General features: G+C 57.4%; 18 protein-coding genes. 14 read left to right on the top strand and 4 right to left on the bottom strand.

Annotated features, from left to right (window positions below):
* The first annotated feature begins 104 nt into the window (after nt 1–104).
* Nucleotides 105–1,379, top strand: a complete 1,275-nt coding sequence (locus EKK30_RS14230) for an O-antigen ligase family protein (protein WP_290986131.1) — start codon at nt 105–107, stop codon at nt 1,377–1,379.
* A gap of 73 nt (nt 1,380–1,452) precedes the next feature.
* On the opposite strand, the gene EKK30_RS14235 is transcribed toward EKK30_RS14230, so the two are convergent.
* Nucleotides 1,453–3,408 (bottom strand): Wzz/FepE/Etk N-terminal domain-containing protein, encoded by a 1,956-nt coding sequence (locus EKK30_RS14235; RefSeq protein WP_290986132.1) that lies wholly within the window; start codon nt 3,406–3,408, stop codon nt 1,453–1,455.
* Between the two features lie 338 nt (nt 3,409–3,746).
* Here EKK30_RS14235 and EKK30_RS14240 point away from each other — a divergent pair, with 338 nt between their 5' ends.
* From EKK30_RS14240 to EKK30_RS14265, 6 genes are all read left to right on the top strand, one after another.
* Complete coding sequence (locus EKK30_RS14240; protein ID WP_290986133.1) at nt 3,747–4,214, top strand: acyltransferase; 468 nt, start codon at nt 3,747–3,749, stop codon at nt 4,212–4,214.
* A gap of 53 nt (nt 4,215–4,267) precedes the next feature.
* Nucleotides 4,268–5,281: a Gfo/Idh/MocA family oxidoreductase gene (locus EKK30_RS14245; RefSeq protein WP_290986134.1), complete on the top strand. Its 1,014-nt coding sequence runs from the start codon at nt 4,268–4,270 to the stop codon at nt 5,279–5,281.
* A 6-nt stretch (nt 5,282–5,287) separates the two neighbouring features.
* Nucleotides 5,288–6,385, top strand: a complete 1,098-nt coding sequence (locus EKK30_RS14250; RefSeq protein ID WP_290986135.1) for a DegT/DnrJ/EryC1/StrS aminotransferase family protein — start codon at nt 5,288–5,290, stop codon at nt 6,383–6,385.
* Nucleotides 6,386–6,419: 34 nt separating this feature from the next.
* A complete protein-coding gene (locus EKK30_RS14255; protein WP_290986136.1) occupies nt 6,420–7,391 on the top strand; it encodes an NAD-dependent epimerase/dehydratase family protein in 972 nt (323 codons plus the stop codon).
* Complete coding sequence (locus EKK30_RS14260) at nt 7,388–8,530, top strand: DegT/DnrJ/EryC1/StrS aminotransferase family protein (protein WP_290986137.1); 1,143 nt, start codon at nt 7,388–7,390, stop codon at nt 8,528–8,530. Before EKK30_RS14255 ends, EKK30_RS14260 begins: the two co-directional genes overlap by 4 nt.
* Before the next feature lie 92 nt (nt 8,531–8,622).
* Nucleotides 8,623–10,245: a glycosyl transferase family 1 gene (locus tag EKK30_RS14265; RefSeq protein WP_290986138.1), complete on the top strand. Its 1,623-nt coding sequence runs from the start codon at nt 8,623–8,625 to the stop codon at nt 10,243–10,245.
* A gap of 103 nt (nt 10,246–10,348) precedes the next feature.
* Here EKK30_RS14265 and EKK30_RS14270 read toward each other — a convergent pair whose 3' ends face one another.
* The gene (locus tag EKK30_RS14270; protein ID WP_290986139.1) at nt 10,349–11,326 is read right to left on the bottom strand and encodes a glycosyltransferase family 2 protein; all 978 of its coding nucleotides are present in this window, start codon (nt 11,324–11,326) and stop codon (nt 10,349–10,351) included.
* The gene (locus EKK30_RS14275; RefSeq protein WP_290986141.1) at nt 11,323–12,117 is read right to left on the bottom strand and encodes a polysaccharide deacetylase family protein; all 795 of its coding nucleotides are present in this window, start codon (nt 12,115–12,117) and stop codon (nt 11,323–11,325) included. The genes EKK30_RS14270 and EKK30_RS14275 overlap by 4 nt, the downstream gene beginning before the upstream one ends.
* 196 nt (nt 12,118–12,313) lie before the next feature.
* Between EKK30_RS14275 and EKK30_RS14280 the strand changes: the two genes are divergently transcribed.
* The 7 genes from EKK30_RS14280 (at nt 12,314) to EKK30_RS14310 (ending at nt 20,080) form a co-directional block, all read left to right on the top strand.
* Nucleotides 12,314–13,393 (top strand): acyltransferase, encoded by a 1,080-nt coding sequence (locus EKK30_RS14280; protein ID WP_290986142.1) that lies wholly within the window; start codon nt 12,314–12,316, stop codon nt 13,391–13,393.
* Between the two features lie 169 nt (nt 13,394–13,562).
* On the top strand, nt 13,563–14,372 hold the full coding sequence (locus EKK30_RS14285; protein ID WP_290986143.1) for a sugar transferase: 810 nt from the start codon (nt 13,563–13,565) through the stop codon (nt 14,370–14,372).
* A 703-nt stretch (nt 14,373–15,075) separates the two neighbouring features.
* Nucleotides 15,076–15,645 (top strand): response regulator transcription factor, encoded by a 570-nt coding sequence (locus tag EKK30_RS14290; RefSeq protein WP_290986144.1) that lies wholly within the window; start codon nt 15,076–15,078, stop codon nt 15,643–15,645.
* A 49-nt stretch (nt 15,646–15,694) separates the two neighbouring features.
* Nucleotides 15,695–16,729, top strand: coding sequence for a glycosyltransferase family 2 protein (locus EKK30_RS14295; RefSeq protein WP_290986145.1), 1,035 nt, complete (start codon nt 15,695–15,697; stop codon nt 16,727–16,729).
* Entirely contained in the window at nt 16,726–17,658 is a 933-nt protein-coding gene (locus EKK30_RS14300) for a glycosyltransferase (protein WP_290986147.1), read from the top strand. The genes EKK30_RS14295 and EKK30_RS14300 overlap by 4 nt, the downstream gene beginning before the upstream one ends.
* Nucleotides 17,659–17,673: 15 nt before the next feature.
* On the top strand, nt 17,674–18,897 hold the full coding sequence (locus EKK30_RS14305; RefSeq protein ID WP_290986148.1) for a glucosyl transferase: 1,224 nt from the start codon (nt 17,674–17,676) through the stop codon (nt 18,895–18,897).
* A gap of 19 nt (nt 18,898–18,916) precedes the next feature.
* Nucleotides 18,917–20,080, top strand: a complete 1,164-nt coding sequence (locus tag EKK30_RS14310) for a glycosyltransferase family 4 protein (RefSeq protein WP_290986149.1) — start codon at nt 18,917–18,919, stop codon at nt 20,078–20,080.
* 21 nt (nt 20,081–20,101) lie between these two features.
* Here EKK30_RS14310 and EKK30_RS14315 read toward each other — a convergent pair whose 3' ends face one another.
* On the bottom strand, nt 20,102–20,905 hold the full coding sequence (locus EKK30_RS14315) for a family 16 glycosylhydrolase (RefSeq protein ID WP_290986150.1): 804 nt from the start codon (nt 20,903–20,905) through the stop codon (nt 20,102–20,104).
* Between the last annotated feature and the right edge of the window lie 88 nt (nt 20,906–20,993).

Genomic DNA, 20,993 nt, shown 5'->3' on the forward strand with positions numbered 1-20,993 from the left:
AATGCAGATCGGATCAGAAGTTCACGGATGTTAACGATCGGGCGCTACTATCCATCGGTGCTTGATGGCATGCGTAGGAAGCAAGAGAACCAATAGCAGAGACGATGCCAGCCTTATCTCCGGTCCCTCACGAATATCGTGCCGCCGTTCCTCCTCGGGGCCTTGGCGGATACACGATTTCTAGCGAGCACTTGATCGCCGTATTCTACATCTTCTTCTTGATCAGCATCGCCCGGATCGGCATCAATTTCGTACCGGCCACCAACCAGATCTTCTGGATCATTGCTTACGCATGGGTCGCAATGGCGTTTGCGCGCCAGCCGAGCCTCTACCTGACACTCATTCGCAACAACGCTGTTTTCTTCCTCGGACCATTGTTCGCAACCTGCTCGGCCTTCTGGTCGGTGATGCCAGGGTTCACGGCATTTTCAGGTATTTCGATCGTTCTGGGCGTGATCGTCGGGTTCTATTTCTACGAGCGTCTCGGACTGAAGAAGATCATAATCCTGACGTTCTGCTTCAGCTTGTTCATACAGATCCTGTCTCCGATTGTTGCCCTGATGCTGCGCGAGGTGAACGTTGCCGGCGGTCTGGAGACGCGCGGTCTCTATCTTCACAAGAACAACTTCTCAATGCACGCCAATCTGCTCTTCCTTGGCGGCATGGTTCTCTTTGCATCCGGTTGGTACCGCCCGCTTGCCGCAATCGGCATTGTTGTGTCCCTGATCAACGTCGTCTTCTCCGGTTCGAGCACGGGCATCCTGATGACGTTTCTCATTACGGCGGTCCTCGCGTGCTGTTGGGCCGCGGTTGGAAACCGGCGGCAAAGCATGCTGATCTTCGGCATGGGGATCGTATCGGTCAGCGTCATCGTCGCAGCTATTGCGATCGCCGGCTTCGACCCCGTGGAATTCGTCCTGAACGAGCTTGGCAAGGATTCAACGCTCACCGGCCGTACGATCCTCTGGGATGCGGCCATTCGCTCGTTCAACGCGCGTCCCTGGCTTGGTGTTGGATACGCGGCTTTCTGGAACTCAGATCAGACCGAGGCTCCCTCGATTTGGATTTTGACGGGCCAGGCGCTGGTGTCGTTTCATAACAACTACCTCGACCGTCTCGTCGACGTCGGCATCATCGGCCTCGTTCTCTTCATGGCGGGCTACATACAAGTCTTCTATCGGTCGCTGCGCAATTTCGGCAAGGAACAGACGGTCATCGCCGCCTGGCCGGTGGCCTATCTCTCACTCGTCGCAGGCCTCTGCATGAGCGAGTATCCGATCTTCTGGAATACCGAATTCCAACTGCTGCTCAGCGTGATTGCAGCGGCCGTTGCAGGTGTGAAGGTCGATGGGGTAAACGATCGCATGCGGCGGAGCTAACGCGCGCTCCACCTCTGCAGTTAGTCATCGCCAGATCGCGCGGGCCCGCTAGTCCCGCGCTGCTCCGAATGATTTAGGCAAGGTTGGCGACAACGACGCCCAGGAGCGCGTGATCGCCGATGCGCATGCGTGACGCCACTTCTTCGAGAGAAGATACCTTTGTGCGCCACATTTCTCCTACAATCACCAAACCATCCGCAGCCCGCAGCGCCATATCGGCATTCGAGAACGGCGGCAGATGAACGAAGATGGTATCGTACTGCGCGCGCAAGCCGCTGATCACCTGCCGCAGCTTCTCCAGATGTTCGTTGCTCCAGAACTCGGGCTTCTCGCTGCTGCCGATCAGAAGCAGTGACAGCAACGGATCTTTTCCGAACGCCACAACCGCATTTTCCGGATTGATGCCTCCGGCGACGACATCCTTGAGATCGAAACTCAGCTGGGGTGCGTAAGCCGCCGTGAGATTGGCCCGTCCTGGTTCAGTCTCGATCAGCAGCGTCCTCTTCCCCGCGCGAGCGTTGAGAAGCGCGATGTTGCTGCACACGGCCGACGCATCGACGTCCCGGGAAATGCCCATGATGCCGATGACGTTGGTGCCCGATGCGTGTGCCGCGTCATTGATGGACGCTGCCGACTTGACGAGTTGTCGTGCCGCAAGCGAATGCGGTCGCCTCAGCACAAGGAAGGCGTCTTCAGTTCGCCTGCCATGTCGCCGGAAACCTCTGCCGATAATTGGCAGGCGCGCCATCCAGCTCGTGTTGTCAATTTCGCCGAGGAGCGGCGCCCCGATCTGCCTCATGAGTTGATTGGAGGACCGGACCGTTTCGTCGAACGCAGTCCTGATCAGAGAAATACCAAAGCCGAGGAGGCTCCCGAGGACAAGGGACCCGAGCAGCGTCAATCCACGCTTCGGGCTGCTTTGACGCTTCGGTGGCTCCGCGCGCGAGATGACGCGGGATGCAGTTCCGGGAAACGATTGCCGCTGAACCGTATCGGTGTAGGCCTGCAGATAGCTTTCGTAAATCTTGCGGTAGGTCAGAGCTCGCGAATCCAATTCTTCGAGGGTTGGCGCCTCCTGCGCTCCGGTCGACCGGCCGCTATCCTTGGCCTCAGGCTTGGCGGTCGTGGTATCGGGCGTCACCGGCGCCGTTGCGTCGGGTTTGGCCGGCCCATCCGGAGAGGTCACCGCTGCGTCGGGTTGATTGCTGGACTTCGGCAGGAAATCCAGTCCCAGGTCACGATTGCTGGGAGCCGGACGGTCGGCGAGCCGGTAGTCCCGCCGCGCCTTGAATTCCTGTACGTCGAGCGCCGCTTCGTTCATCAAGCGGCGGATTTCTTCGATCCGGGCCTCGAGCCACATGCCGCTGCGACGGGCAGCCGTCGCCCGGCCTTCGATTTTGTCCTGAACGTAGGCATCGCCCAAGGCATTCACGACTTCCGCAGCGCGCTTCGGGTCGATGTCCCGGTACGACAGTTCGAGCACGTAGGACAGCCCGACCCGTTTGACGCTGAGATCCCCCTGGATCTGGCTAACGAGGGCTTGCAGGCGCTTGTTCTCGTTGTCTGCTGTTTTGGCTGGGGGTGGGCCGAAAAATAGGCGCGACAGCCAGCTCTGTTCGGCGGGGGCGGAGGCACCGGCCGCCGGCTTGGCCGCAGAGACCGCACCGCCTCCTTCGGTTTCCAGGATCTTGGCGGCGCGCGAAACGATCTGTTCAGAATTGAGGAGCACGATTTCGCTCTCAATCTGCGGTGTATCAAGGCTGACCACGGCTTCCGGCGTCGTAATTGTCGGTGTCGCCTGCTGGTTCGTTTCGATCAGCAACTCGGCGACAGCGGTATAGCTGGGCGTGGCCGTTAAGACGTATAGCAATCCCAATATTGTACAGACAGCCGCCGTGCTTGCGATAAACGGCCAAAAATGTTTGAAAAACGAAACGACGTCGGAGAAGGAAAGCAGCTCGTCGTGGCGGCGAACGTCTTCTTCCTGGGTATTCATGGCCTGAACGTTGCGTAAATCGTCAAATTTCACCCGAGGAACTCCTGAACACCGAAATCTTGCCGCGAACGCATATGGCCAGATGCACTATGTATACCATGCTAACGCTAAAGGCTGTCGTGACGAATTGAATTCGGTCGTGTTTCGAATTAGTTTCAGCTCGCCGCAAAGAAAACAATTACAGTGCAAACTTAAATTCTAATTTAGCGATAAGTCGTCCCCACTCATGATTGAGCAAGAATTTTGCGGAAGTGGGACGAACAGCCCGGTGTGTTTCTTAAGTCCTGAAAGGTATGGGTTCTCGGCGCTGCAATCGATGAGAGGTCGGTGCGGTGGCGAACTGTTGGCTCTTCATACCTTGAGGGATCAGGATGCCGATCGATCAATCCGTTAAGCTGGGTGAAGGCGTAAAAATATTTCACCCGGATCAAGTCAATCTCTATGGGTGCACCATAGGCGCTGGCACGAGAATTGGATCGTTCGTCGAGATCCAAAAGAATGCCTTCGTCGGTGAGCGCTGCAAGATTTCCTCGCACAGCTTCATTTGCGAAGGCGTCGAAATAGAGGACGAAGTTTTCATCGGCCATGGCGTTATGTTTACCAATGACCTTTATCCGAGAGCGGCTAACGCCGACGGCAGCCCACAAAGCGAAGCGGATTGGACACTTGTAAAGACCTTCGTGAAGAAGGGTGCGAGCATCGGCAGCAATGCAACGATCTTAGCGGGGATAACGATCGGTTACGGGGCTTTGGTCGGCGCCGGCGCGGTCGTCACGAAGGATGTGCCCGATCGCGCTATCGTCGTTGGACAGGGAGCAAAGGTCATAGGGGAGCGGTAATAGAGATCGCGTTGTAGTAGACATTCGGAATTAAGTAGCGGGTAAACGTTTAAATGATCGGTATCGGCGTTGTCGGATATGGGTATTGGGGTCCCAATCTCGTCCGAAATTTTGCGGAGCTTTCCCGAGCGAAGCTCGTGGGTGTTTCGGATCTCGACAATAAGCGCTTGGGGCTCGTCTCCGCGCGTTATCCTGGCATCAAGACCACGACTGATTACCACGAATTGCTTCGTGACCCCGCGATCGATGCGATCGTGATCGCGACGCCGGTTTCTACGCACTTCCCGATTGCGATGGCGGCACTCAAGGCCGGTAAGCATGTTTGGCTTGCAAAGCCCATGACGGAAACGTCGCTTCAGGCCAAGCAGCTGGTTGAGGTCGCTACGAAGCGCAACCTCGTTCTGCTTGTCGATCACACATTCGTTTACACCGGGTCGATCCGCAAGGTTGCCGAGATCGTGCGATCGCCAGAGATGGGAAATCTCTTCTATTACGACTCGATCCGGGTGAACCTCGGACTCTTTCAGCGAGACGTGAACGTCATCTCCGATCTCGCAGCCCACGACTTTGCCATCCTCGATTACTTGCTCGACGAGAAGCCCATCGCGGTTACGGCAGCCGGTTCCAACCATTTCCCTGGTTCGCCCGAAAACCTTGCATACGTCACGCTATTCTATAATTCCGGCATGATCGCCCACGCGAATGTAAGCTGGTTGGCGCCCGTAAAAGTTCGTCAGATCTTGATCGGCGGCAGCAGCAAGATGATCACCTACAACGATCTCGAGCCCAGCGAGAAGGTCAAGATCTACGACAAGGGCGTGAGCTTCACGGACGATCCAGGGCAAATTCACGAAATGCGCGTAGGTTATCGCACGGGCGACATGTGGGCGCCGAAGCTCGATGGCAAGGAAGCGCTGAGCGTCGAGGGAGAGCACTTCCTCGACTGTATCGAAAAGCAGCAGCAGCCGATTTCAGATGGCCCTTCCGGCGAACGCGTCGTGTCCCTTATCGAGGCGGCGACGAGTTCCATGCGCGGCCGCGGCGAGACAATTTACATCCATCGGTAGGCTTAAATGATCCCCTTCGTAGACCTGAAGACGCAGTACCATTCCATTAAACCCGAGATCATGTCGGCGATCGAGGGTGTGCTCGAAAGCTGCCAATTCACGCTTGGCAAGGAAGTGGCGGCGCTGGAGAACGAATTCGCCGCCTTCTCCGGAAATACGATCGGATTGGGCGTGAATAGCGGTACGAGCGCCCTTCATCTGGCGCTGCTGGCTGCGGGTGTCGGCCCCGGCGATGAGGTCATCACCGTTCCTTTCACGTTCGTGGCCACCGTCTCGGCGATCCACTATGCCGGCGCCAAAACCGTGTTCGTTGACATCGATCCCAAGACCTACACGATGTCAGCCGAAGGCTTGGAAGCAGCGATTACGCCGCGAACCAAAGCTATCATTCCGGTTCATCTTTACGGTCAGCCGGCCGATATGGATCCGATCAACGCCATTGCGAAGAAGCATGGCCTTGTCGTCATTGAAGATGCAGCGCAGGCGCATGGTGCCGAATACAACGGCCGCCGCGTCGGTAGCCTTGGCGATCTTGCCTGCTTCAGCTTCTATCCGGGCAAGAACCTCGGCGCCTATGGCGAAGCTGGAATGGTTGTCACGGGGAACGCCGATTACGCGCGCACCGTTCGGATGCTGCGCGACTGGGGTGCCGAAAAGAAGTACCAGCACGAGCTCAAAGGCTTCAACTACCGGATGGAGGGCATCCAAGGCGCCATCCTTAGGGTTAAGCTTCGTTACCTCGAAGGTTGGACGGAAAACCGCCGTACGGCAGCGGCTCGCTATCGCGACCTGCTTCAAGGCAGCGCCTATACCGCCCCGCACGAGCGCAACGACGCCCGCCACGTCTATCACGTGTATGCGATCCGCTCGAAAAAGCGCGCTGCTCTGCAAAGTTGGATGGAGTCGAAGGGCGTGCAGACGGGGATTCATTATCCGACGCCGGTCCATCTTCTGCCCGCGTTCCAGGACCTTGGCTATTCCGCAGGCCAGTTCCCGCATTCGGAAGCGGCTGCGGCGGAAGTATTATCCTTGCCTATGTATCCGGAATTGACTGCCGAAGCTCAGCAAAAAGTCGTTGAGGCATTGCTCGCATTCCAGGAATAATAAGGGCGCAATAGGCGGGGACGGAGAGACAGTTATGTTGATCGATGGCGCGAATATTTTGGTGACCGGTGGATGCGGGCTTGTCGGCTCGACCACGATCGACCTTCTTCTGCAAGATCACAAGCCGGGCAAGATCGTCATTCTTGACAACCTTGATCGCGGGACGATCGGCAACGTTGAGAATGCGCTGCGCGATCCACGCGTCGAATTGGTCAAAGGCGACATCCGCGATGTTGCTACGGTCAATCGTGTGACCGAGGGTATGGACGCAGTCATTCACATGGCGACGCTGCGCATTACCGCCTGTGCAGAGCAGCCACGCGCGGCGCTCGAGGTGATGTGCGATGGATCGTTCAACGTGCTCGAAGCGGCGCAAGCCAAGGGTGTGAAGAAGTTTGTTACGGCGTCGTCCGCGTCGATCTACGGTTTGGCTGACATCTTCCCCACCAAGGAAGACCATCATCCCTATAACAACCGCACCTGGTATGGCGCGAGCAAGATCATGCTCGAGGGCCTGCTGCGCTCCTTCAACGACATGTACGGCCTGCCGTACGTTGCCCTGCGCTACTTCAATGTCTATGGCCCGCGCATGGATATCTACGGGAAATACACTGAAGTCCTGATCCGTTGGATGGAACGCATCGAGGCCGGACAGCCTCCGTTGATCTTCGGCGACGGCCTGCAGACGATGGACTTCATCTATATCGACGATGTCGCCCGCAGCAACATTCTCGCTTTGCAGTCGGACAAGTCCGATAACGTCTACAACGTCGCGAGTGGCGTCGAGACCTCGCTGAACGATTTGGCCTATGCGCTCCTTCGCGTCATGGGTTCAACCATGAAGCCCGAATACGGCCCTGAACGGAAGGTCAACCCGGTTTCGCGTCGGCTCGCCGACACGACGGCGGCTGAAAAGGACCTTGGCTTCCGTGCCGAAGTCGATCTCGATGAAGGACTTCGCCGCCTCGTTCATTGGTGGCAGATGAAGCGTAAGAGCGCAGCATGATCCCGATTATGCGGCCAGTGATGGATGAGCGGGAGGCGGACGCCGTTCGCCGCGTCATCCTTAGCGGCTGGACGACCCAGGGCCCAGAGGTCGCAGCGTTCGAGAAGGAATTCGCGGCATTCGTCGGGGCGCCCTACGCTTGCGCGGTGTCGAGTTGCACGACGGCGCTTCACTTGGCGCTGCTCGCGCTCGATGTTCGCGAAGGCGACGAAGTCATCACGGTGAGTCACACTTTCATAGCGACGGCAAATGCCATTCGCTATTGCGGGGCAACGCCTGTCTTCATCGACATCGAGGAGGGAGGGTTCAACATCGACCCCGAACTCATCGAAAGTGCGATCACTTCGAAGACGCGGGCTATTCTATGCGTCCATCAGATCGGCATGCCGTGTAATCTCGAGAAGATTATTGCGGTTGCCGCCGAGCACGGACTGCCGGTCATCGAAGATGCGGCCTGTGGCATCGGCAGCGAAATCAATTGGAAGGGAAATTGGGAGCGCATCGGCGCGCCGCACGGCGACATCGCATGCTTCTCTTTTCATCCGCGCAAGATCATGAACACTGGCGACGGTGGCATGCTAACGACCGCCAACCCCGAATGGGACGCGAAATTTCGTTTGCTTCGCCAACACGGCATGAGCGTGCCGGACACGGTCCGGCACGGCGCCGCCAAAGTCATCTTCGAAAGTTACCCGATCGTCGGATACAACTACCGCATGACCGACATCCAGGCAGCGATCGGACGCGAGCAGCTGAAGCGCGTACCCGAGGTTGTCGCGAGGCGGCGCAAAATCGCTGACCGTTACACGGCTCTTCTCGCAGGCAACGCCGGTATTGAGGCGCCCACCGAACCCTCTTACGCGCGCAGCAATTGGCAGAGCTATTGCGTGCGGCTTCCCAACAACGTCGATCAAAAAGCGGTGATGCAAGCCATGCTGGACGCCGGGATCGCCACGCGTCGCGGCATCATGTGCGCGCATCGCGAGGCGCCCTACGGTGGCAAGTCGGACGCAACGCTCGCCAGATCGGAATCTGCCCAGGACGAATGCATCATCCTGCCGCTTTACGCTCAGATGACCTCCGACGAACAGGACACCGTGGTCGAAACACTGAAGCAATCTTGCCTCGTGAACGCATGAGCCCGGCGCTCGACCAAGTTGAATCATCTATTCAGCTTGAGCGCTTTAGCGAGGCATTGGCTGCCCAACAATACGAGTAGGAGGGCGCTCTCATGCAACTTCTGACGCCTCAGGAACAGAATCCAATTCTGGTGAGCTACGACGAATATGACGCGCATGTTCGTCACGCCGAAAAGCTATTCAGCGAAGGGCGTCTCGCGGCTGCATCGTTGACTGCCGCGGTTGCCGCCAGCATCGCGGCGCATCGCCATTGTGGAATTTTCGCCAGCCCGCGCATCGAGAGGATCTTGATAGGAATAGGCGACGCGCTTTCAGGCCGCGATCACGCTGAGATCCCGGTAAGCCGTACAAAGCCAATCAAATCCGTTCTCCACATCGCAACGGAACTGGCGCCGGTTGGTGGCCTCACGCGCATGATCAGCCGATGGGTGAATGCCGACAAGAGCCGGAAGAACTCACTGGTTTTGACACAGCATCGCGGTCCGATACCCGATCATACCAAGGAAGCGTTCGCCAGGAGTGGTGGCCGCATTTACGAACTCAACCATTCGCCTGGCGGGAAGCTCGAGTGGGCGCTTGAACTGCGCCGTCTTGCAAAGCAGTTCGACGCTGTCGTCCTTCATTTTCATTGTGAGGATGTGATCCCGCTTATCGCCTTCTCGGATCCAAAGGCGATGCCGCCGATTATTCTACTAAACCATGCCGATCATCTTTTCTGGATCGGGCCTAGCATTAGCCAAGTCGTCATCAGCCTCCGCGAAGCGGCCGAAGACATCGCGATCAATCGGCGCGGAGTTGAGCCGCGGCGAAGCATCATAATGCCGACGATCGTCGATCCAACGGTTAGGGAAAAAACACGGGCTGAAGCCAAGCGCGCGCTTGGGATTGATCCAGACTGCGTGCTTATTCTCTCCGTTGCGCGCGGCGTCAAATACCGGAGCATCAACGGCATCACGTTTGCCGATCGGCATGCCAAGGTGCTCGCGGAAAACCCTAGGGCCAAGCTTTTGGTCATTGGTGTCGGCAATCCCGCGGATTGGGAGCCAGTAAAACGCGCCTATCCGGGTCAGCTGGAAACGCTTCCCGAGATCGAGTTGCCGAAAGCTTATTTCGAAGCCGCCGACATCTACGTCGACTCTTACCCGTTCGTTTCCTCGACGTCGATGATGGAGGCAGCCGGTTACGGTCTCCCGCTGCTGACAATATTTGATGCCCCGAGGGAAGCGCGAATATTCGGCATCAATCACGTTGGTCTCGATGGGACATCAATCGTAGCAACATCGCAAGCGGACTACGAAGAGAAGCTCTCGCGTTTGATACGTGACGAGCCCTATCGCCGGAGCGTAGCTGAAGCGTCCCACGAAGCGGTTGTCAGCCAGCACACACCGCCAGGTTGGCTCGCATTCCTGGAGCGCGTTTATGACCGGGTTCGCGATTTGCCACCGCCGGATCCGCGCACGTTCACCGAGCGGCAAGATCTCGAAACGCCATATCTGGGCGAGCCGGACCGTCGCCATCATAGCATCGTCGGCTCCAGCTTAAGCACCGATGCCATCACGCGGAGCTTCATGGGTATGGTGCCGGCGCGCGATCGCTACGCAGTATGGCGCAAGCTCAATGCCAACGGCTATTTCAAGGGCAAGAAGGCATTCCACAAATACGGGCCGCTACTGCTTCCCGAATGGTTGAAGCGCTCCATACTCGATAGAAGATAAAACGCGGAGCAACGTCCATCTGCAGCTTGCGCGTTTCAGGAGCTCGCAGGCGTTGTTGCGTTGGCAGTCTCACGCGGGACATCAACGCGGATGCCTCACGAATTTAGCTGTTGTTCTTTTCGGCAGCCGAGGCGCGCGAGCCGAGAAGACTCGTCAAGGCTGCATCACGCAAATCCGACGATCGGATGAAGCGTGACAACGCCACATGGGGCAAGGTTCGAAAAGCTCCCATGACTGCGTAGCGGGCACTTTCGTAGTCGCCGGCCTTGGAACGTTGTACCGCATTGGTGCAGAAGTAATCGAAGTACTGCCACACGGCGGCGGCATGCGCGCGATAGGCTCCGCGAATACCAAGACGATGGAACGGCGGCGTGCGAGGTAAAAGCACGTGACGGCGAAAAATGCGCTTGGTGTATTTTTGTCGAAGGAGCTGGAGACGATCGAACGTGCCGGGCGGTCTTTGTCGAAACAGGACGCACGGCGTAGGTATGAAGCCAACGCGACCGTTGCGGGCTATTCTTAATTGCCAATCCCAATCCGAGTCGCCAATGAGCGTCTCATCCATTAGGCCATACTTGGATATCGAATTGCCCCGAAAGACGCTTCCGCCAACCTGAGGAAAATAGCCTCTCAGCATCATATGGAACACATCACCGTCTGATGGCAAAGAGCTGGGCCAAGGTTCGCCAACGGCGCGTCGCTCGGTATCCGTGCTGACGATCTGTCCGAAAGCGGCCTCGTAATCGGGATGCGCGTCGAGAAAGGCGATATGGGGTCGGATGTGTTCAGGCAGCCAAAGATCGTCATCGTCGAGAAAAGCGACGAACTCGCCGGTCACGTGCCGCATCGCTAGGTTTCGCGCCGCGGCGCAGCCGTTCTTGTCCGTCTTCCAGTGCGAAGCGCCGAACTCGGCGGCAACCGCGGCTGTTTCCGGCGTCGAACCATTATCGCCGATTAGAATCTCGAACGTGAGATCCGGACCCTCCAGCGCGCGAATGCTTTGCAACGCTTCACGCAATAGCGCGGGCCGGTCACGCGTGCCGATAATTACCGAGACAGTGCGAGTCGCAGAATTCGTCATACCCATTCCTCCCAGCTGTCGTAGGCGCCCGAAAGCAAGGCGCTGAAGATTCGAGGGCTATCGAAGTGGGTGACGAACGTCCGTGGAACCGTATCGGGCGGCCGCGTCTCCTCGGCCTGCGCATAAATGATTTCGTATCCGGCCTCGCGCGCAACCGCAGCTGCCGCGGCCGTCCAGTTCATCGACTGGCCCAGTGGAATAGCGAAGGAGATCGGCTCGAATCCGAGCCGCTGCGCAAACATTGCGCGTGACCCGGCAAGCTCTTCCGCCAAATATCGCTCGTCGAGCGTTCCGAAATCGGGATGCGTACTGGAATGGCTACCGATCTCGACGCCGTTGGCTCGCAACGTTTCCACGTCTCGCCAGGAAATGATCGGCGACTGTGCTGAATGTTCATCCGTCCACTTGGTGACGACGAATAGGGTCCAGGGTATCTGATACTCCGCTAGAATGCGCGCAGCGTGTGTGAGGACGCTCTTCCTTCCGTCATCGAAGGTAATCGCCAGTTCTTTGTCCTGTCCGTGGCCGCGCGCGATCCGCTGCGGCTCGACGAAGCGATATCCTTTGGCAATCGCCAGCTCGATCTGGTCGCGGAATTGGCGCTCGCTGACGTCGTTCACGCCCATCTCGGGTTCGTCGATGGAATGATAGCAGAGAATTCGCCCGGTTAGCTTCTCACGCGACTTTCCAAACGTTGCCAATGCGTGGCGTTCCGCCCACATCCGAGCAGCGGCTACGTGCCGCCGCTCGATGCCCGCGGCTTTAACGAGTGTCTTAATCTGCTTTTGCATTCCCTCGGACCCAGGTCGTTCGCTACTGTGCGCTGTCAGGGGACTTCTATGCAAACAATGCGCCGGTCATCTAGAGGTACAGCGCCTTAATGAATAAGGATCGGACGGTTTGGCATTCCCGCCGCATTACAGGTAGCTGTCCAATAGAATAGATGTCTGTGCCAGTGCTATTACAGTCTACGCCGAGCCGAGGTTAATGTCGTCAGATCGGATTAAGGGCTTCGACGGGCTGCGGGCGATAGCATTCCTGCTGGTCTTCGTTAGCCACAAAATTCCGACTGGGGTTACGGATCGGCTGGGATCGGTGGCTGTATGGCTCTTCTTTGTTCTCAGCGGCTTTTTGATAACCCGCATATTGGGCCGCCAGCGCGAGGGCATTGAAGCCGCAAAGATCTCCCAATTTGCTGCTTTGTCGAACTTCTATCGAGGCCGCATCCTGCGGATCTTTCCGCCCTACTATGCCCTCTTGGTTGTCCTCGCGATCTTGGCCGCCTGCGGATTTTACCACCCCGTATCCTTGGGGATGCAACGCGCCGATTGGTTCTTCTATTCCAACATCTATATAGAGCGCCACGGATGGGAAGGTGATCTCGGTCACCTTTGGAGCTTGGCGGTCGAACAGCAATACTACGCGCTATTCGCTCCCATTGTGCTCTTCCTGCCAAGGCGATGGCTGCCCGGAATCTGCGCCGGGCTTCTCGCGGTTAGCGTTGGGGCCAACGGCTATTTTCTCGCCCAGGGGCGGCCGCAAACGACGTTCGACGTCAACTCCATCGTAAATATCGGATTGTTTGGTTTTGGGGGGTTGGCAGGAATTTTTGCCGGCCGGCCTCTTCCAAGAGCGTTGTTGAATGCGCCAGCTCTCATCCTGGTTTTCGGATTGATCCTCTTATTTCCCATTCTGACGCCAAATCCGTTGTTCATCGAAACGTGCCGGCCCGCGGTTGGCCTTCTCGCAGCTTGTCTGCTCGTTCAGATTTCGCAGACTCAGAACGGAATGGTCGTGCGCGCGCTGGATTTCGCGCCGTTCCGTTTACTCGGCGTCATAAGCTATGCGGCCTACCTCTTTCACCCGGTCATCCATTCCGAAGCCATTCTGAACTTTTTTGGCTTCAACGGGCATGTCCACTTGCGCGGGTCCTTTGTGATGGACCTAGCCATCACGGTGATCTTGGCCTCGTTGTCGTGGATCCTGCTCGAGAGACCCTTGATCCAGTTCGGGCGAGCTCGCCGAACGCGGCGTTCAAATGACGCTACCTCGCTCCCAAAAAGCTGATCGACCACCGATAGGGCTCATTCGTTGGCGGTAACTGCCACCGAGTTCCAGACCCATTTTACATCTTTTGGTTCGCTTGGCTTTTGCAGAGCAATATTTGATGATCAAACTGAGCCATAGGTCCGTACATTGTTAAGATATCTGTATGTTTTGCGGGGGTAGAGTCTGAATGTCCGTCATTTCGCCTCGCGACTTTTCCGCGGTTGCGCGCTCGAAGGGCGGTAGTGAGGCTGGGGTTCTGCCCCCCTCCCTGTTGGTTCCCTCCAAGGTTTATGCCGCGATCTCGGGAGATGCGGCGGACGCGGGTCAGGGCTTTCCCCAACGTCGCGTCCGGTGGGGGCGCCGGAGTTCTGCGGTTGGCCACCCTGTCGGCGGCCCGGCGAAGCGCGTTTTCGATATTGCCGTTGCCTCGGTCGCATTGGTGCTGCTGTCGCCTCTGCTCCTAGTCATCGCGAGCGCGATCAAACTGCTCACCGGCGGCGACGTGATATACCGTCATCGCCGTGTTGGGATGAATGGGCGCCTATTCAACTGCCTCAAGTTCCGCACGATGGTGCCGAATGGTGATGAGGTTCTTAGGTGGCACATCCAAAATGATCCGGCTGCGGCCGAGGAGTGGCGGATGACCCGCAAACTCGCCAACGATCCGCGCGTAACGCCGCTTGGCTATCTTCTTCGGAAGACCAGCCTCGATGAGCTGCCCCAGCTCTTTAATATCCTTCGCGGCGACATGAGCTGCGTTGGACCTCGCCCGATCGTCGCCGACGAACTGCACTTCTACGGTGAAAACGCCTCCTATTATATGAAAGCGCGGCCTGGCATTACCGGCCTTTGGCAGGTTAGCGGACGTAGCCTCCTCAGCTATCAGGAACGGGTGCAGTATGACGTTCGCTATGTTCGCGAATGGTCATTGCGCGCCGACATGGCAATTCTGGTACGCACGATCCCGGCGGTCCTCAAAACCGACCAAGCCGCTTAAGCTGGCTCTTTTTATTGTCCAAAAGACACGCAAAGCGATTCAATTAAAGAGAGATCGTGAATTGGTGTTGATCCCAGCCGGGATTTTGCACCTATATTGGTCAGTATGCGCCATATCCCGTTTTTAATGCCCAACTATGAAACAGGCGGGCAAGAACTTACAGTTGCGAATTTAGAAAATGCGCGCTCGGAGATGGTGCGTCTTGGTTAATTTTATAAATGGCCAATGTTTTCAGTTCGGTCGCATACAAAAGGCGTAGAACGACTGGATAGGAATTTTTCCTTTCGTCTCATATAGTTGATTGAGCCTTTCGGCGGAGGTTAACGAAGCGTTCCCGTCGAGCCGCCATCTAAATGCGCGTGTGGCATTAATTATGCAGCCACTATTTATTAAAAATGGAGACACGTTTTCGGGCCAATTATATCTAACATTGGTATAAAGGCGCTGTTGTCTACGAAACGTACCGTACTTCGTTAGAGTGAGTTTTGGAGTTTGTATCGTGCGTACCTCTTTTCGTGAGTCCGGCTCCACTCCTCCATTGGGTGCGAACAAGGCATTTCCCGCCGCAAATGCCGCCCCACTGGAAAAATCGTTTCCAGAATGTTCTCAATTGAAGCCGTCGCCCGTTTCCACGCTTATCGTGATCGAGCCGCGGTCATTCGTGCGCAGTTGCATTCTGTCCAGCCTTTCGAATGCAACGGAAATGAAAGGCATCGGGGCGGGAAGCGTCGAGGAATATCTCGAGCAGCTTTCGGAAGTTCGTCCTTCGGTCATTATCGTATGCGCGATGGACGGCAACGTCGCCGATGTTTCAACGCGTGTGGCGCGCCTGAAATCGTCAGGATTGGGCGTGCCGATCGTTGTCATGGCCGACGGCAACAACGTTGATCTCATCCTGGCGGCGTTGAGCAGCGAAGCGAATGGCTTCATTCCCGCGGATATTTCGCTTGAAATCGCGGCTCACGCCCTTCGCTTGGTCATGGCGGGCGGCAGCTATTTCCCCGTGAACAGTCTCATGGCGGCCCGGCCGGCCATGACGGCGGCTACGTCAGATGGGCCGCTTAAATCCAATCTCTTCACGCGTAGGCAGACCGCCGTTATCGATGCAATTCGTAAAGGTAAGGCGAATAAGATCATCGCCTACGAGTTGAACATGTGTGAAAGCACCGTGAAGGTTCACGTGCGCAATATCATGAAGAAACTTAACGCAAAGAATAGAACTGAGGTCGCTTATTTGGCGAGCGAAATGCTCGGCGACAGGGACAGCCACTAAAGCGCTGCTGCCGGGAACGACCTACCGACCTGCCGACTGGAGCCAGATCGTGATCGCATCCGTCTTATCGAGCACGGCCGAGGATGGGTGCGGGTATTTGCAACCCAAGCCAGCGGCGAAAATCTCGGTAGTGGTCGCGGCGTTCAATGTCGCTCCTTTCATTGCAGATGCGATCGCTTCCACTCTTTCGCAGAGCAATGTCTCGGAGGTCATCGTCGTTGACGACGCGTCCAATGATGGAACGCCGGAGATTGTCGCGAACATCGCAGCAGTCGAGTCCCGAGTTAAGTTGATCAAGCAGGCGCGCAACAGCGGACCAGGCGCGGCGCGTAACGTCGCGTTGAAACACGCTAGTGGCGACTGGGTCGCGATCCTCGATGGCGACGATCTTATGGCGCCGGAACGGCTGGCGGGGCTCATTCAATGTGCGGAAGCGACCGGCGCGGACATCATCGGTGATAACTTCGAGCGCATCACGGTCGATGGCAAATCGACTGGCGATTATCTTTTTCCGACAGCCGAAGTCCCGTTTCTATTCGAGGTCGACTCCGCGACCTTCATCGACGCCAACCAAGTGTTAGGCAAGAAGCGCTTCTCGCTTGGCGCCATTAAGGTGATGGTGCGGACGGACTTCATCGCGCGTCACGAGATTACTCATCCCGAGGACCTGCCGGTTGGCGAGGATTTTCAGTTCATCCTGAGCTGCCTTTTCGCCGGCGCCCGCTTCGTGGTCGTCTCGACGCCAAGCTATAAGTATCGTCTTCGCCCGGGATCTCAGTCTTGGCGTCTTACTGACGAGCACATGGCCAAACTTCACGTCGCGCACGCGGCGCTGTTGCGGGACGCCGAGCAGGCGGGATGTGCTCGCGCGTATGAGGCAGCGGTCGATTACGGCCGCACGCTGGATCGAACCACCGACTTCGTTCGTGCTGTGTCTCTCGCCAAAGAAGGCAAATGGGGAGAGGGCATCGCCTGGATCTCCGCCCACCCGCGCGCGCTGCCGCTCGTCATTCGTTACGGGAGCCAAGCGGTGCTCAACAGGCTGAAAGCAGCGATGCCTTTGGGCCGGAGCAGCCACCCATGACGCGCACCGCCATCGCAATTTGCACCTATCGCCGCCCCGACGGACTTGCGCGCGTTCTCAAATCGCTTGATTCCTTGACGTCGGACCCGGCAGCCGACCGGAACGTCGTCGTCATCGTTGTCGATAATGATCCCGCTGGGTCTGCCGCGAGCACGGTTGCGAAGTGGGATAAAAGCTTCCGCTTTCCATTGACCTACGTTTCCGAGCCGCGAAAGGGCTTGGCCAACGCGCGGAACGCCGCGCTCGCGAAAGCAAGGGCATCGAAGGCGGACAGACTGGCGTTCATCGACGATGACGAAATGGCGAGCCCGGGTTGGCTCGAAGCGCTCGACGACTCTATGGACCGCACCGCCGCCGCGATCATCGCAGGCCCAACCTATCCTCTGTTTCAGCGACCGCCGGACAGTTGGACGCCCATTCGCGGCTATGCCTACGTTCCGCTGCTTCGGCAGGGCGTCGCCCAGGACGCATCATCGGCGAATATCCTGATTGATCTGAAAAAGTTGGAGATCACCTTCGATCCGATCTTCAATGAAAGCGGCGGTGAGGATACGCACTTCGTTACCCGCGCCATGAATGCAGGCGAGCGCATCGGCTGGGCGCCCGCAGCGATCGTCTGGGATGCGATCCCCGTGACGAGAATGAAAACGAGTTGGCTCTTGCGCCGCTGGTTCCGCACCGGCGTCACGGAAGCCAAGATCGACGCGCTCAAATCCGGCGCCGCTGTCGGTCGCATCCGCAATGCCTGGAGCGGCCTGATACGGGTAGCCTATGGCAGCGTCCGCATCGCGTATGGCGCCGTCCGCGCTTTCCCCTCGGCCCCGTATCTGCTCGTGGCGAACTGCTATACGTTTTGCCGCGGTCTTGGCTATCTCGTGGGCGCGCTCGGCCGGTCTTTCGCCGAGTACTCGACCTCCCGCTATCGCTAGAGGCGGACGCGAGCGATGAGCGCATCAAATCCCGACGAACGCCTTCGAATAGCTTTCTTCGGACACGACTCCAATGAAAGCACGATACGCAAAAGAGTTGCCGCTTTCACGGCATTCGGCGCCGACGTCTTCGGGGTGATGTTTCACCGTACCCGTAAAGGCGTATCGAGCGCGCCGTCCTGGCCCAACGTCGATCTCGGCGAGACGGCCGACGGAAGTTATCTGCACCGCTTGATGATGGTCGGCCGCGCGCTTGGCAAAACACTGCGCGCGCGCAAGGAACTGGCCGAATCCGACATTATCTACGCACGCAATTTGGACATGCTTGGGCTGGCGGCGGTCTCGAAGTACTGCTTGGGCCTCTCCGCCCCAATCGTCTACGAAGCGCTCGACGTCCACCCCATCTTCACCAAAGGGGGAGCCAAGAGTTGGCTCGCGCGCTTCGTTGAGCGTGCGCTGCTGCGCACGACAAGCCTCCTGGTGGTTAGTTCACCAACATTCATCGCCAACTATTATGCGGCGAAGCAAGGATATGCCGGACCTTGGCACCTGTTGGAAAATAAGGTCTTTCGCGGCGGGCCAGGTGCAGCGAGCTCCGTCAGAGTCGCAACACGGTCATCCAAGGACGCCGAAAAACCATGGATCATCGGCTGGTTTGGCGTGCTCCGCTGCATGCGCAGTTTGGAACTACTGCGAGCTATTGCCACAAAGCTCGGAACAAAAGTCGTCATTCACATCCGAGGCACGGCGTCCGAACCGGACGGCATCACCGACGAGATGCTAAACCAAGTATGCAGTCGGACAGATAACATGCATTTCTTCGGCGCTTACGACAGCGCGCGGGAATTGGATCAAATTTACGGCGCCATTGATATTGCCTGGGCAGTAGACTTCAGCGCTCAGGGAGCCAATTCCGACTGGCTGATTCCCAATCGCATCTACGAAAGCGGGCTTTACGGCGTACCGGTTATTGCCCGTAAGGACACGACGACTGGCCAACGGGTCGAGGGGCTTGGAATGGGCTGGAGCTTCGCCGAGCCCTTTGGCACCAATGTCGAGACGTTCCTCTCTGAACTCGACGTCAAGGATTACGACGCTAAGCTTGAGCGTCTTCAGGCAACGCCGCCGGACGTCTTCGTCGATCTTAACGACACGATCGGGCTCCTCGGTGTTCTGCGCGGGATCGCAAACAGGGGAGCGCCGGATCGAAATGCCGAGGCGGTTCTCCGGTCGGGCTGAGTAGAGGGCTAGTAACAGCATGAACGCGAATGGACAGCTGTCCATCCTGGCGCCGACCCGCTATCCCTGGTCTTTCAATGGCCCGCGGAAGTCCAGGCACGTCATCAATCGCCGGTCGTTCATTCCCTTCAACAAGCTGACAAACAAGCTTGAGGGCATCACGATTTTGAATGCGCCTCCGTGGGAGCGGCGCGATCTGATCCATGCGTTCAACCGGATTCCCTTGAACTCCGGCCCATTCATCATCGGCTTTGAATCGCATCTGCCGCGCGGCTTTGGTCTCGAGACCACGGCCTACTTCAATTGGCTTCGTGGCATGCTGGCAGATAGTCGTTGCAAGCGGATCATCGCGATCTCGGAGCTGGCGCGCCGCACCTTCATCCATTTCCACCAGGGCCATAGCGCGTTCGAACGCTTGATATCCAAGCTTGAGGTCCGCTATCCCAATGTCGCGCTGCCGCCCCTTCGTCCTCTTGAGAACTCAGCTGAAAAAAACCTGCCGATTAGGATCTTCTTCGTCGGCAACCATTTCGCGCGCAAGGGTGGCTGCGTCGCCGTGCGTGTCGCTGAAATGGCCTTGCAAAAAGGCCTGCCGGTCGAAGTAACCATCGCCTCGACCCTGGAACTCGGTGCCGCTACCTGGACTGATCCGCTTCGGCCAGAGTTTTTCGATCCTTACTTGAAGCTTCTTGACCTTCCTAATGTCGTCTTCCATCGCGGGCTTGCGAACGATCGCGTTCACAAACTGCTGGCCGAATCCGATTTTCTGCTTCTCACCACGTTCTCCGATACCTTCGGCTATAGCGCGGTCGAAGCCCTAGCCAATGGAACGCCGGTAATTGGAACGCGCGGCGGTGCGTTGCCTGAGTTCCTCGATGGCGAAACGAATTCGATCCTTCTCGATCTCGAAACAGCCGAGCTTGGTGACTGGCGTTATTCGGCTTCCACGGAAAGAGATACACCCAAATTTGAGAAGCTCTTCGCCGACGAGGTCGAGCGGCTCGCCCGAGAAACCTATGCTGCGCTTGAGAAGATCGCCGCCGATAAAGGCACTCTACCTAGGCTGCGGGCCGGCGCGCGGCGGACCGCTGAAACAATTTTCAATCCAGATGCTGCGTCGGATTATTGGGATAGCCTCTATGAAGAGGTCGCCGCCAAGCGGCCCGCAGTATCGGCAACCTGAGTACACGTCCGAACTTTGCTATCAGTCCTTCTGACTGCAAAGGATCGATTCCGGAAACTGACAAGGTTCTCCGGCCTTCGTGTAGGCGACCCACTCATATCCGATCGACATCGGCAGCTTTGAGCTGTCGAAGGTGCCAAGCCAATCGGTCAGCGTCGACGTATTCCAGATCGTGAGATAGATCTTGCTCGGGTGCGTCGGGTAGGGCGCGCCGTCCTTCCGCACGACCTCTCTCAATAGCTTCCCGTTGACGAACCAGCGGAGTTTGTCGGGGAACCACTGGATCGCATAGGTATTCATCGTTTCGAACGCATTGGCCGGAATCTCGTTGAGAGAGTTGCCCTGTGCTTGTCCGTTGACGAAGTAATTGAGCTGGACCTTGTCGCTGTATCGGCCGAGAAATTCGAGGTCGATTTCATCGTGCGGCTGGTCCTGGGCAGGCGGACCGGAGTACGTGAAAACGCCGGAATCGATTCCCGCTCCCGCAGCGGGGCGCATGCGGAATTCGAAGGTGCCATACCCGAATGCTGCGAGTGACTGCACTTCGGCGCAAGTCTGCTTGCGGTCTTTGACTTGTCTGCCGAGAAGCATCAGCTGCAGGCCCGCGCTATCGATTGTGATGTTTTGTGCGGAAAACATGCACGCCTGATGGTCGCCATTCGCCCATCCGTCCGAAACGAACCAACGCGCACGGCTGAGATGAGAAAACCGATCGATGAAGGAAGAACCGATTTCGATTGCGGAGCCCGGCTGTGGGGCTAGCGAGCAGAGAAGCACCGTGAAAAGTAAACGGCGCATCGCGATCGCAATACGAGTTATGAACATTGAAGGCTCCTGGCCGGCCAAGTGCCAGAAAAATAGCTCAGTTGAGCAAACTTAGGATGGCAGATGCGCTTTAGAGGTTAATGAGTTC

It is taken from the genome of Hyphomicrobium sp. (assembly GCF_003987855.1).
In the GTDB taxonomy this organism is placed as follows: domain Bacteria; phylum Pseudomonadota; class Alphaproteobacteria; order Rhizobiales; family Hyphomicrobiaceae; genus Hyphomicrobium_B.

Coding starts and splice junctions, on each gene's coding strand:
- EKK30_RS14230 (WP_290986131.1), top strand. CDS start 105: ATGCCAGCCTTATCTCCGGTCCCTCACGAATATCGTGCCGCCGTTCCT.
- EKK30_RS14240 (WP_290986133.1), top strand. CDS start 3,747: ATGCCGATCGATCAATCCGTTAAGCTGGGTGAAGGCGTAAAAATATTT.
- EKK30_RS14245 (WP_290986134.1), top strand. CDS start 4,268: ATGATCGGTATCGGCGTTGTCGGATATGGGTATTGGGGTCCCAATCTC.
- EKK30_RS14250 (WP_290986135.1), top strand. CDS start 5,288: ATGATCCCCTTCGTAGACCTGAAGACGCAGTACCATTCCATTAAACCC.
- EKK30_RS14255 (WP_290986136.1), top strand. CDS start 6,420: ATGTTGATCGATGGCGCGAATATTTTGGTGACCGGTGGATGCGGGCTT.
- EKK30_RS14260 (WP_290986137.1), top strand. CDS start 7,388: ATGATCCCGATTATGCGGCCAGTGATGGATGAGCGGGAGGCGGACGCC.
- EKK30_RS14265 (WP_290986138.1), top strand. CDS start 8,623: ATGCAACTTCTGACGCCTCAGGAACAGAATCCAATTCTGGTGAGCTAC.
- EKK30_RS14270 (WP_290986139.1), bottom strand. CDS start 11,326: ATGACGAATTCTGCGACTCGCACTGTCTCGGTAATTATCGGCACGCGT.
- EKK30_RS14275 (WP_290986141.1), bottom strand. CDS start 12,117: ATGCAAAAGCAGATTAAGACACTCGTTAAAGCCGCGGGCATCGAGCGG.
- EKK30_RS14280 (WP_290986142.1), top strand. CDS start 12,314: ATGTCGTCAGATCGGATTAAGGGCTTCGACGGGCTGCGGGCGATAGCA.
- EKK30_RS14285 (WP_290986143.1), top strand. CDS start 13,563: ATGTCCGTCATTTCGCCTCGCGACTTTTCCGCGGTTGCGCGCTCGAAG.
- EKK30_RS14290 (WP_290986144.1), top strand. CDS start 15,076: ATGAAAGGCATCGGGGCGGGAAGCGTCGAGGAATATCTCGAGCAGCTT.
- EKK30_RS14300 (WP_290986147.1), top strand. CDS start 16,726: ATGACGCGCACCGCCATCGCAATTTGCACCTATCGCCGCCCCGACGGA.
- EKK30_RS14305 (WP_290986148.1), top strand. CDS start 17,674: ATGAGCGCATCAAATCCCGACGAACGCCTTCGAATAGCTTTCTTCGGA.
- EKK30_RS14310 (WP_290986149.1), top strand. CDS start 18,917: ATGAACGCGAATGGACAGCTGTCCATCCTGGCGCCGACCCGCTATCCC.
- EKK30_RS14315 (WP_290986150.1), bottom strand. CDS start 20,905: ATGTTCATAACTCGTATTGCGATCGCGATGCGCCGTTTACTTTTCACG.